This is a genomic window from Bacillus sp. RE35, assembly GCF_052146655.1.
GTDB classification, from domain to species: domain Bacteria; phylum Bacillota; class Bacilli; order Bacillales; family Bacillaceae_G; genus Bacillus_A; species Bacillus_A cereus.
In genome coordinates, this window is record NZ_CP197377.1 from 302,501 (window position 1) to 314,533 (window position 12,033).

The window sequence follows — 12,033 nt, forward strand, 5'->3', positions numbered from 1 at the left end:
CTAAGGTAGCGAAATTCCTTGTCGGGTAAGTTCCGACCCGCACGAAAGGTGTAACGATTTGGGCACTGTCTCAACCAGAGACTCGGTGAAATTATAGTACCTGTGAAGATGCAGGTTACCCGCGACAGGACGGAAAGACCCCGTGGAGCTTTACTGTAGCCTGATATTGAATTTTGGTACAGTTTGTACAGGATAGGCGGGAGCCATTGAAACCGGAGCGCTAGCTTCGGTGGAGGCGCTGGTGGGATACCGCCCTGACTGTATTGAAATTCTAACCTACGGGTCTTATCGACCCGGGAGACAGTGTCAGGTGGGCAGTTTGACTGGGGCGGTCGCCTCCTAAAGTGTAACGGAGGCGCCCAAAGGTTCCCTCAGAATGGTTGGAAATCATTCGTAGAGTGCAAAGGCATAAGGGAGCTTGACTGCGAGACCTACAAGTCGAGCAGGGACGAAAGTCGGGCTTAGTGATCCGGTGGTTCCGCATGGAAGGGCCATCGCTCAACGGATAAAAGCTACCCCGGGGATAACAGGCTTATCTCCCCCAAGAGTCCACATCGACGGGGAGGTTTGGCACCTCGATGTCGGCTCATCGCATCCTGGGGCTGTAGTCGGTCCCAAGGGTTGGGCTGTTCGCCCATTAAAGCGGTACGCGAGCTGGGTTCAGAACGTCGTGAGACAGTTCGGTCCCTATCCGTCGTGGGCGTAGGAAATTTGAGAGGAGCTGTCCTTAGTACGAGAGGACCGGGATGGACGCACCGCTGGTGTACCAGTTGTTCTGCCAAGGGCATAGCTGGGTAGCTATGTGCGGAAGGGATAAGTGCTGAAAGCATCTAAGCATGAAGCCCCCCTCAAGATGAGATTTCCCATAGCGTAAGCTAGTAAGATCCCTGAAAGATGATCAGGTTGATAGGTTCGAGGTGGAAGCATGGTGACATGTGGAGCTGACGAATACTAATAGATCGAGGACTTAACCATATAATATGTAGCAAATGTTATCTAGTTTTGAAGGAATATGCCTTCATAGTTTGGTTGATGATGGCAGAGAGGTCACACCCGTTCCCATACCGAACACGGAAGTTAAGCTCTCTAGCGCCGATGGTAGTTGGGACCTTGTCCCTGTGAGAGTAGGACGTCGCCAAGCAAAAACCTAAGTCATTTTGACTTAGGTTTTTTTGTGTTTATTTTATTATTTTAAATTTAAAGGTAAGAATTACCTTTTCAAGAATATAGTCCAGATGTAAAAAGAATGTTTGTGATCTTACATAACCTTTTGTGCTTTTAAAGGATTTTACATTAGAAAAAATCTATAATTAAGGTAGTTAACATATATTTTTGATGGGTGTGGGGAATTATGAAAGAAATATGCATGTTATTAGTGGCTGTTATATTATGGGGTACAGCCATTGCGCCAACAAAATGGGCGTTAGAATCTATTCAGCCGTTTACTTTGTTATTTATTCGTCTTTTCTTTGCAGGTGGAATTTGTATGATATTCTCATTTAAGGAACTACAAAAATCAGTTGTACATAAAAAAGTTCCATGGAAAAGAATGAGTTTGTTAGCTTTTACCGGTGTAGCTGGTTATTTTATGTTTACATCCTACGGCATTTCTTTAACCAGTGGATTACATGTGAGTATTATAGATGCTGCGTTACCATTGGTTACAATTCTTTTTTCAGCACTCTTTTTAAAAGAGGAAATTCGATTGAATTATTGGATAGGAATTATATTGGGTGCTATAGGAGTACTCTTTATTACGATTCCATCTAAAAGTGCTAATCAAGAAGTGTCCTTAATAGGGGATATACTAATATTATTAAGTACTTTTCTATTTGCTTTCTACACAGTTTTGCTAAAACGACCAAAACAAGAACAGTATTTATCAAACGAGGTTTTTACAACATTAACTTTAATTATTGGAGCTGTTATTCTCTTACCGTTTGCACTGATAGAAATTTTTTATTACGGTCTTCCAAAGGTTGAAACTTGGAAAACGGGACTTAGTGTAATATACCTTGTTATTGGAGCAACAATTTTAGCATATTGGTTTTGGAATAAAGCGCTAGAGAGAGTTTCAGCATCAGTAAGCGGATTATATTTAAATGCATTACCATTAATAAGTATTGTTACTTCAATTATTCTATTAAATGAATCTCTGACATGGAGAGTAATAATGGGAGCGAGTTTAGTTTTAATCGGAGTAGGATGGGCGGATAAGCAAAAGTTATGTAATCTATTAAAAGGTAACAAGGTGGAGAATAGAGACTGTTAAACAGTATGATTTATATAATTGAAATGTTAAAAAGATACCTTATATATGAGGTATCTTTTTTATTTAGCAAAGATAATAGACTAAAGTTAGTATGGATATTCTTTGCTGTATTTATATGTGTCGAAATCATTTTGAAATATTGTTTGGACAAGTTGTATACATTCAGTATCATAAAAGCTTTCAAAAGTTGGATGACGTGGAAATAAAGGATCAGTAATATCGCCTTCGCTAAAATTCCCTTTATAAATCATGGCGGGAGTTTGATGATGCCATGATGTTGAGAACTCATTTATTGGTGCGGTTTTTAATTCGAAACGCTTTTCTAATTCTTTCATTTCGTGATCGAAGTTTTCTAAGTATATATAATTGGTCACATATTCTTCTTCACCAGCTATATATTGTTGTGTGAAATGTGGGTTAATATCACTTGCGTGAGCCCCTTTTATAAATAGATAGTATAAAAATTGTTTAAATGAGATCCCTTTGGTGGAATTTTCATCTTGATATAAAAACTTTCGGATGGGTTTCCATTCGGGATTTTCCATATAAGGAGGTCCAATTAAGGACACGAAAGAACTGACTGCTCTCCTATAAGGGTTACGAACAAGTTTAAAAGTTTCTTTTTGTTTTTCTCGTAACGCTACTCCTAGTCGTACACTATAGGCAGGTGTACTTTTGTATATATCATATTCATAATTATGAATGAAAGGACTATAGCTTAGAGCGGTTTGTAATAAATCAATCTGGTAAAAGAACCACTTAGCAAGAGAAGTACAGCCGCTTTTTTGACTCCAAAATAGAATGATTGGAAACTTCCTATGATAGTGTGGGCTTCTTGAATGGGAGCTTATGATGTGTAATAAAGAAGGATTGAACAAGTTCTACACTCCTTTCAGTTATCTTATTGATATGTATGAGAAATAAAAGGGGGGTATGAGAGTCTTTTTCATCTTTTTTAAAAAAATGAAAGATTATTATTGACTATTATTATATAGAGGTGTAATATAGGACAAGTCGCCGATGACAATAACGTCGCAAGCGACAAACGAAATAAAAAAACTTAGTTGACATTAACTAACGAAGATGTTAACATAAGGAAGTCGCAAATGAGCGACCAAGTAGTTCTTTGAAAACTGAACGAAACAAACAACGTGAAACGTCAATTTTTATTTTAGATGCTAGACAAACTAACTTTATTGGAGAGTTTGATCCTGGCTCAGGATGAACGCTGGCGGCGTGCCTAATACATGCAAGTCGAGCGAATGGATTAAGAGCTTGCTCTTATGAAGTTAGCGGCGGACGGGTGAGTAACACGTGGGTAACCTGCCCATAAGACTGGGATAACTCCGGGAAACCGGGGCTAATACCGGATAACATTTTGAACCGCATGGTTCGAAATTGAAAGGCGGCTTCGGCTGTCACTTATGGATGGACCCGCGTCGCATTAGCTAGTTGGTGAGGTAACGGCTCACCAAGGCAACGATGCGTAGCCGACCTGAGAGGGTGATCGGCCACACTGGGACTGAGACACGGCCCAGACTCCTACGGGAGGCAGCAGTAGGGAATCTTCCGCAATGGACGAAAGTCTGACGGAGCAACGCCGCGTGAGTGATGAAGGCTTTCGGGTCGTAAAACTCTGTTGTTAGGGAAGAACAAGTGCTAGTTGAATAAGCTGGCACCTTGACGGTACCTAACCAGAAAGCCACGGCTAACTACGTGCCAGCAGCCGCGGTAATACGTAGGTGGCAAGCGTTATCCGGAATTATTGGGCGTAAAGCGCGCGCAGGTGGTTTCTTAAGTCTGATGTGAAAGCCCACGGCTCAACCGTGGAGGGTCATTGGAAACTGGGAGACTTGAGTGCAGAAGAGGAAAGTGGAATTCCATGTGTAGCGGTGAAATGCGTAGAGATATGGAGGAACACCAGTGGCGAAGGCGACTTTCTGGTCTGTAACTGACACTGAGGCGCGAAAGCGTGGGGAGCAAACAGGATTAGATACCCTGGTAGTCCACGCCGTAAACGATGAGTGCTAAGTGTTAGAGGGTTTCCGCCCTTTAGTGCTGAAGTTAACGCATTAAGCACTCCGCCTGGGGAGTACGGCCGCAAGGCTGAAACTCAAAGGAATTGACGGGGGCCCGCACAAGCGGTGGAGCATGTGGTTTAATTCGAAGCAACGCGAAGAACCTTACCAGGTCTTGACATCCTCTGAAAACCCTAGAGATAGGGCTTCTCCTTCGGGAGCAGAGTGACAGGTGGTGCATGGTTGTCGTCAGCTCGTGTCGTGAGATGTTGGGTTAAGTCCCGCAACGAGCGCAACCCTTGATCTTAGTTGCCATCATTAAGTTGGGCACTCTAAGGTGACTGCCGGTGACAAACCGGAGGAAGGTGGGGATGACGTCAAATCATCATGCCCCTTATGACCTGGGCTACACACGTGCTACAATGGACGGTACAAAGAGCTGCAAGACCGCGAGGTGGAGCTAATCTCATAAAACCGTTCTCAGTTCGGATTGTAGGCTGCAACTCGCCTACATGAAGCTGGAATCGCTAGTAATCGCGGATCAGCATGCCGCGGTGAATACGTTCCCGGGCCTTGTACACACCGCCCGTCACACCACGAGAGTTTGTAACACCCGAAGTCGGTGGGGTAACCTTTTTGGAGCCAGCCGCCTAAGGTGGGACAGATGATTGGGGTGAAGTCGTAACAAGGTAGCCGTATCGGAAGGTGCGGCTGGATCACCTCCTTTCTATGGAGAATTGATGAACGCTGTTCATCAATATAAGTTTCCGTGTTTCGTTTTGTTCAGTTTTGAGAGAACTATCTCTCATATATAAATGTATGTTCTTTGAAAACTAGATAACAGTGTAGCTCATATTTTTTAATTTTTAGTTTGGTTAAGTTAGAAAGGGCGCACGGTGGATGCCTTGACACTAGGAGTCGATGAAGGACGGGACTAACGCCGATATGCTTCGGGGAGCTGTAAGTAAGCTTTGATCCGAAGATTTCCGAATGGGGAAACCCACCATACGTAATGGTATGGTATCCTTATCTGAATACATAGGGTAAGGAAGACAGACCCAGGGAACTGAAACATCTAAGTACCTGGAGGAAGAGAAAGCAAATGCGATTTCCTGAGTAGCGGCGAGCGAAACGGAACATAGCCCAAACCAAGAGGCTTGCCTCTTGGGGTTGTAGGACATTCTATACGGAGTTACAAAGGAACGAGGTAGACGAAGCGACCTGGAAAGGTCCGTCGTAGAGGGTAACAACCCCGTAGTCGAAACTTCGTTCTCTCTTGAATGTATCCTGAGTACGGCGGAACACGTGAAATTCCGTCGGAATCTGGGAGGACCATCTCCCAAGGCTAAATACTCCCTAGTGATCGATAGTGAACCAGTACCGTGAGGGAAAGGTGAAAAGCACCCCGGAAGGGGAGTGAAAGAGATCCTGAAACCGTGTGCCTACAAATAGTCAGAGCCCGTTAACGGGTGATGGCGTGCCTTTTGTAGAATGAACCGGCGAGTTACGATCCCGTGCGAGGTTAAGCTGAAGAGGCGGAGCCGCAGCGAAAGCGAGTCTGAATAGGGCGTTTAGTACGTGGTCGTAGACCCGAAACCAGGTGATCTACCCATGTCCAGGGTGAAGTTCAGGTAACACTGAATGGAGGCCCGAACCCACGCACGTTGAAAAGTGCGGGGATGAGGTGTGGGTAGCGGAGAAATTCCAATCGAACCTGGAGATAGCTGGTTCTCCCCGAAATAGCTTTAGGGCTAGCCTTAAGTGTAAGAGTCTTGGAGGTAGAGCACTGATTGGACTAGGGGTCCTCATCGGATTACCGAATTCAGTCAAACTCCGAATGCCAATGACTTATCCTTAGGAGTCAGACTGCGAGTGATAAGATCCGTAGTCAAAAGGGAAACAGCCCAGACCGCCAGCTAAGGTCCCAAAGTGTGTATTAAGTGGAAAAGGATGTGGAGTTGCTTAGACAACTAGGATGTTGGCTTAGAAGCAGCCACCATTTAAAGAGTGCGTAATAGCTCACTAGTCGAGTGACTCTGCGCCGAAAATGTACCGGGGCTAAATACACCACCGAAGCTGCGGATTGATACCAATGGTATCAGTGGTAGGGGAGCGTTCTAAGGACAGTGAAGTCAGACCGGAAGGACTGGTGGAGTGCTTAGAAGTGAGAATGCCGGTATGAGTAGCGAAAGACGGGTGAGAATCCCGTCCACCGAATGCCTAAGGTTTCCTGAGGAAGGCTCGTCCGCTCAGGGTTAGTCAGGACCTAAGCCGAGGCCGACAGGCGTAGGCGATGGACAACAGGTTGATATTCCTGTACCACCTCTTTATCGTTTGAGCAATGGAGGGACGCAGAAGGATAGAAGAAGCGTGCGATTGGTTGTGCACGTCCAAGCAGTTAGGCTGATAAGTAGGCAAATCCGCTTATCGTAAAGGCTGAGCTGTGATGGGGAAGCTCCTTATGGAGCGAAGTCTTTGATTCCCCGCTGCCAAGAAAAGCTTCTAGCGAGATAAAAGGTGCCTGTACCGCAAACCGACACAGGTAGGCGAGGAGAGAATCCTAAGGTGTGCGAGAGAACTCTGGTTAAGGAACTCGGCAAAATGACCCCGTAACTTCGGGAGAAGGGGTGCTTTCTTAACGGAAAGCCGCAGTGAATAGGCCCAAGCGACTGTTTAGCAAAAACACAGCTCTCTGCGAAGCCGTAAGGCGAAGTATAGGGGGTGACACCTGCCCGGTGCTGGAAGGTTAAGGAGAGGGGTTAGCGTAAGCGAAGCTCTGAACTGAAGCCCCAGTAAACGGCGGCCGTAACTATAACGGTCCTAAGGTAGCGAAATTCCTTGTCGGGTAAGTTCCGACCCGCACGAAAGGTGTAACGATTTGGGCACTGTCTCAACCAGAGACTCGGTGAAATTATAGTACCTGTGAAGATGCAGGTTACCCGCGACAGGACGGAAAGACCCCGTGGAGCTTTACTGTAGCCTGATATTGAATTTTGGTACAGTTTGTACAGGATAGGCGGGAGCCATTGAAACCGGAGCGCTAGCTTCGGTGGAGGCGCTGGTGGGATACCGCCCTGACTGTATTGAAATTCTAACCTACGGGTCTTATCGACCCGGGAGACAGTGTCAGGTGGGCAGTTTGACTGGGGCGGTCGCCTCCTAAAGTGTAACGGAGGCGCCCAAAGGTTCCCTCAGAATGGTTGGAAATCATTCGTAGAGTGCAAAGGCATAAGGGAGCTTGACTGCGAGACCTACAAGTCGAGCAGGGACGAAAGTCGGGCTTAGTGATCCGGTGGTTCCGCATGGAAGGGCCATCGCTCAACGGATAAAAGCTACCCCGGGGATAACAGGCTTATCTCCCCCAAGAGTCCACATCGACGGGGAGGTTTGGCACCTCGATGTCGGCTCATCGCATCCTGGGGCTGTAGTCGGTCCCAAGGGTTGGGCTGTTCGCCCATTAAAGCGGTACGCGAGCTGGGTTCAGAACGTCGTGAGACAGTTCGGTCCCTATCCGTCGTGGGCGTAGGAAATTTGAGAGGAGCTGTCCTTAGTACGAGAGGACCGGGATGGACGCACCGCTGGTGTACCAGTTGTTCTGCCAAGGGCATAGCTGGGTAGCTATGTGCGGAAGGGATAAGTGCTGAAAGCATCTAAGCATGAAGCCCCCCTCAAGATGAGATTTCCCATAGCGTAAGCTAGTAAGATCCCTGAAAGATGATCAGGTTGATAGGTTCGAGGTGGAAGCATGGTGACATGTGGAGCTGACGAATACTAATAGATCGAGGACTTAACCATATAATATGTAGCAATGTTATCTAGTTTTGAAGGAATATGCCTTCATAGTTTGGTGATGATGGCAGAGAGGTCACACCCGTTCCCATACCGAACACGGAAGTTAAGCTCTCTAGCGCCGATGGTAGTTGGGACCTTGTCCCTGTGAGAGTAGGACGTCGCCAAGCAAGAACCTAAGTTATTTTGACTTAGGTTTTTTTGTGTTTATTTTTATTTACCGAATGCTATAATCCGTAAATTTAATAAAGCTACAGACGAAAAAAGAATGAAGTAGAGACTCTTTAAAATAATAGTAATGATTTTTTGTGTTCCTGATTTTCCTAATGTCGCTAAAGTAATACTTAAAATAGGACACATTATTTCTATCATAAGTATATATTTTAAATAATGAGATGCTATAAATAAATATTTAATAATTACAGAAATTACTGCAATAGAGAAAAATAAATAGGATAATAGCAAAGTTCTTTCTTTAACAGTTATCCTCCTTAGAAATTAAATCGTTATAATAATACAAGAGTGTATATATTTTGATTAAAAACATACTGAAGTGCTATTTAAACGATAAATACATAAAATAGATCTCTAGAAATATATATTCTAATTCCCTTTTCTTCTTGTATATAGTTGCAATTCTTCTTTTGAATATAACTAAAACACGAACGTTATTGACTGCTAATAAAAAAACATTCGATTATTTATTGACATTGTTTATGAAATATTGTTAATATAGCCATAGAAACAATAATATAAGACCTCATATAATCGCGGGGATATGGCCTGCAAGTCTCTACCTAACGACCGTTATTCGTTAGACTATGAGGGAAAGTCACTCGGTATTTTTCTATTCACAAGGGATACGTATGCCTGAGTAGAGCGCTTTCTCTCATAGTAAAAGAGAAACTGTTCTATTTCAGGCTTTTTTTATTTGAATCGGGGGGATTCTAATATGAAATCACTAGTTGGAGTCATAATGGGAAGTACGTCAGACTGGGAAACAATGAAATATGCTTGTGACATTTTAGATGAATTAAATATACCGTATGAGAAAAAAGTTGTATCCGCTCATCGGACTCCGGATTATATGTTTGAATATGCAGAGACGGCTCGTGAACGTGGATTGAAAGTTATTATTGCTGGAGCTGGTGGAGCAGCACATTTACCAGGAATGGTTGCAGCGAAGACAAATCTTCCTGTAATTGGAGTTCCAGTTCAATCAAAAGCATTAAACGGCTTAGATTCATTATTATCCATCGCCCAAATGCCAGGAGGTGTTCCAGTTGCAACTGTTGCAATTGGTAAAGCCGGTTCAACGAATGCTGGATTACTTGCCGCACAAATACTTGGATCATTTCATGATGATATACATGATGCATTAGAATTGAGACGAGAAGCGATTGAAAAAGATGTGCGTGAAGGTAGTGAGCTAGTATGACGAGAATCATTTTACCTGGAAAAACAATCGGTATTATTGGAGGCGGCCAGCTAGGAAGAATGATGGCATTGGCAGCTAAGGAGATGGGATATAAAATTGCTGTTTTAGATCCTACAAAGCATTCACCATGTGCACAAGTTGCTGATATTGAAATTGTTGCACCATATGATGATTTAAAAGCAATTCAGCATTTAGCAGAGATAAGTGATGTTGTCACATATGAATTTGAGAATATTGATTATAGATGTTTACAATGGCTTGAAAAACATGCGTACTTACCACAAGGTAGTCAGTTGTTAAATACAACACAAAATCGTTTTACAGAAAAGAATGCGATTGAGAAGGCTGGGTTACCAGTAGCAACGTATAGATTAGTTCAAAATCAAGATCAGCTTACAGAAGCAATTGCTGGGTTATCATTCCCTTCCGTCTTAAAAACGACGACAGGTGGATATGATGGGAAAGGGCAAGTTGTTTTAAGAAGTGAAGCTGATGTTGAGGCAGCAAGAAATCTTGTGGATAAAGCAGAATGTATTTTAGAGAAATGGGTGCCTTTTGAAAAAGAAGTATCAGTTATTGTGATTCGTAGTGTAAGTGGTGAAACAAAAGTGTTTCCAGTAGCAGAAAATATTCATGTAAATAACATTTTACATGAATCTATCGTTCCAGCTCGCATTACAGAAGAGCTTTCTCAAAAAGCAATTGCGTATGCAAAGGTACTTGCGGATGAATTAGAACTTGTGGGAACACTAGCTGTAGAGATGTTTGCTACAGATAATGGTGAGATTTATATTAATGAATTAGCGCCAAGACCTCACAATTCAGGACACTATACACAGGATGCATGTGAAACGAGTCAATTTGGTCAACATATTCGAGCAATCTGTAATTTACCTCTAGGAGAAACAAATTTGTTAAAACCAGTTGTCATGGTAAACATTTTAGGCGAACATATAGAAGGGGTCCTAAGACAAGTGAATAGATTAACCGGGTGCTATTTACACTTGTATGGAAAAGAAGAAGCAAAAGCACAGCGAAAAATGGGGCATGTTAATATTTTAAATGATAATATTGAAGTCGCTCTAGAAAAAGCGAAGAGTTTGCATATTTGGGACCATCAAGAACAACTGTTGGAGGGAAAAAGATGATTAGTCGTTATACACGCCCTGAAATGGGTGCGATTTGGACGGAAGAGAACAAATTTAAAGCGTGGTTAGAAGTTGAGATTTTAGCTTGTGAAGCATGGGCTGAGCTTGGCGATATTCCAAAAGAAGATGTTAAAAAAATTCGTGAACATGCATCATTTGATATTGATCGTATTTATGAAATTGAAAAAGAAACACGTCATGACGTAGTTGCATTCACTCGTGCTGTATCAGAAACGCCAGCATTAGGCGAAGAACGTAAATGGGTTCATTACGGTTTAACATCTACAGATGTAGTAGATACAGCATTATCTTACATCTTAAAACAAGCGAATGAAATTATATTAAAAGACTTAGAGAACTTTGTAAGCATTTTAGCTAACAAAGCGAAAGAGCATAAATACACAATCATGATGGGAAGAACACACGGTGTTCATGCAGAACCAACGACATTTGGTTTAAAACTTGGTCTTTGGTATGAAGAGATGAAACGTAACGTAGAGCGTTTCAAACAAGCTGCTGATACAGTTCGTGTTGGTAAACTATCTGGTGCGGTTGGTACATATGCAAATATCGATCCATTCGTAGAAAAATATGTTTGTGAAAATTTAGGATTAGAAGCAGCACCAATTTCAACACAAACATTGCAACGTGATCGTCACGCACACTACATGTCAACACTTGCACTAATTGCAACATCTATCGAAAAGATGGCAGTTGAGATTCGTGGTTTACAAAAGAGTGAAACACGTGAAGTTGAAGAAGCTTTCGCAAAAGGTCAAAAGGGTTCTTCTGCAATGCCACATAAACGTAATCCAATTGGTTCTGAAAATATGACTGGTTTAGCTCGTGTTATCCGCGGTTATATGATGACAGCTTACGAAAATGTTCCATTATGGCATGAGCGTGACATTTCTCACTCTTCGGCAGAACGCGTAATTTTACCAGATGCTACAATCGCATTAAATTACATGTTAAATCGCTTTGGTAATATTGTTAAAAACTTAACTGTATACCCAGAGAATATGAAACGTAATATGACAAGAACATACGGCTTAATTTATTCTCAGCGCGTAATGCTTACACTAATCGACAAAGGTATGGTACGTGAAGAAGCTTATGATATCGTACAGCCTAAAGCGATGGAAGCTTGGGAAACACAAGTACAATTTAAAGAGCTTGTAGAAGCTGATGAGCGTATTACAAGCAAGTTAACACAAGAAGAAATTAATGAATGCTTCAACTATGAGCATCATATGCAACACGTTGATACAATCTTTGAACGCCTTGGATTAAACGAAGCATAAAATTTCATATGGCACAGAATAGAGTCATTCTGTGCCATTCTTTATAAAAATATTATTCACATTT

At 42.7% G+C, this 12,033-nt stretch carries 6 protein-coding genes, 5 rRNA genes and 1 riboswitch (1 of these 12 running past the window's edge); of the genes, 9 read left to right on the forward strand and 2 right to left on the reverse strand.

The features are described from left to right. The 3 genes from ACTL4X_RS01680 to ACTL4X_RS01690 form a co-directional block, all read left to right on the forward strand. Window positions 1–975, forward strand: a 23S ribosomal RNA gene (locus ACTL4X_RS01680); it begins 1,947 nt to the left of the window's first position. A 49-nt stretch (window positions 976–1,024) separates the two neighbouring features. Continuing rightward, window positions 1,025–1,141 (forward strand): 5S ribosomal RNA (rrf, locus tag ACTL4X_RS01685). Between the two features lie 210 nt (window positions 1,142–1,351). Next, window positions 1,352–2,272: a DMT family transporter gene (locus ACTL4X_RS01690; RefSeq protein WP_000658270.1), complete on the forward strand. Its 921-nt coding sequence runs from the start codon at window positions 1,352–1,354 to the stop codon at window positions 2,270–2,272. An 86-nt stretch (window positions 2,273–2,358) separates the two neighbouring features. Here ACTL4X_RS01690 and ACTL4X_RS01695 read toward each other — a convergent pair whose 3' ends face one another. Beyond that, window positions 2,359–3,150, reverse strand: a complete 792-nt coding sequence (locus ACTL4X_RS01695; protein WP_000483018.1) for a sulfotransferase family 2 domain-containing protein — start codon at window positions 3,148–3,150, stop codon at window positions 2,359–2,361. Window positions 3,151–3,465: 315 nt separating this feature from the next. Between ACTL4X_RS01695 and ACTL4X_RS01700 the strand changes: the two genes are divergently transcribed. The 3 genes from ACTL4X_RS01700 to rrf (ACTL4X_RS01710) all read left to right on the forward strand — a co-directional run bounded on the left by ACTL4X_RS01700 (window position 3,466) and on the right by rrf (ACTL4X_RS01710) (window position 8,249). Beyond that, a 16S ribosomal RNA gene (locus tag ACTL4X_RS01700) occupies window positions 3,466–5,017 on the forward strand. A gap of 146 nt (window positions 5,018–5,163) precedes the next feature. Further along, a 23S ribosomal RNA gene (locus tag ACTL4X_RS01705) occupies window positions 5,164–8,085 on the forward strand. A 48-nt stretch (window positions 8,086–8,133) separates the two neighbouring features. Next, a 5S ribosomal RNA gene (gene rrf / locus ACTL4X_RS01710) occupies window positions 8,134–8,249 on the forward strand. Together the 16S, 23S and 5S rRNA genes form the textbook arrangement of a ribosomal RNA operon. Window positions 8,250–8,292: 43 nt before the next feature. Here rrf (ACTL4X_RS01710) and ACTL4X_RS01715 read toward each other — a convergent pair. Next, window positions 8,293–8,544, reverse strand: a complete 252-nt coding sequence (locus ACTL4X_RS01715) for a hypothetical protein (RefSeq protein ID WP_000927500.1) — start codon at window positions 8,542–8,544, stop codon at window positions 8,293–8,295. Window positions 8,545–8,819: 275 nt separating this feature from the next. Beyond that, window positions 8,820–8,921: riboswitch (purine riboswitch) on the forward strand. Window positions 8,922–9,031: 110 nt separating this feature from the next. On the opposite strand from ACTL4X_RS01715, the gene purE reads away from it, so the two are divergent. From purE to purB, 3 genes are read left to right on the forward strand one after another with little or no spacing between them, the layout of a single operon-like run. Next, window positions 9,032–9,517 (forward strand): 5-(carboxyamino)imidazole ribonucleotide mutase, encoded by a 486-nt coding sequence (gene purE / locus ACTL4X_RS01720; protein ID WP_000839365.1) that lies wholly within the window; start codon window positions 9,032–9,034, stop codon window positions 9,515–9,517. Further along, window positions 9,514–10,665, forward strand: coding sequence for a 5-(carboxyamino)imidazole ribonucleotide synthase (purK, locus tag ACTL4X_RS01725; RefSeq protein ID WP_000196774.1), 1,152 nt, complete (start codon window positions 9,514–9,516; stop codon window positions 10,663–10,665). The genes purE and purK overlap by 4 nt, the downstream gene beginning before the upstream one ends. Further along, a complete protein-coding gene (purB, locus tag ACTL4X_RS01730) occupies window positions 10,662–11,969 on the forward strand; it encodes an adenylosuccinate lyase (protein ID WP_000625682.1) in 1,308 nt (435 codons plus the stop codon). Before purK ends, purB begins: the two co-directional genes overlap by 4 nt. Window positions 11,970–12,033: the final 64 nt, after the last annotated feature.

What these genes read in the sequence shown, in the direction of transcription:
- ACTL4X_RS01690 (WP_000658270.1), top strand. Translation starts at nt 1,352, where the DNA reads ATGAAAGAAATATGCATGTTATTAGTGGCTGTTATATTATGGGGTACA.
- purK (WP_000196774.1), top strand. Translation starts at nt 9,514, where the DNA reads ATGACGAGAATCATTTTACCTGGAAAAACAATCGGTATTATTGGAGGC.
- purB (WP_000625682.1), top strand. Translation starts at nt 10,662, where the DNA reads ATGATTAGTCGTTATACACGCCCTGAAATGGGTGCGATTTGGACGGAA.
- purE (WP_000839365.1), top strand. Translation starts at nt 9,032, where the DNA reads ATGAAATCACTAGTTGGAGTCATAATGGGAAGTACGTCAGACTGGGAA.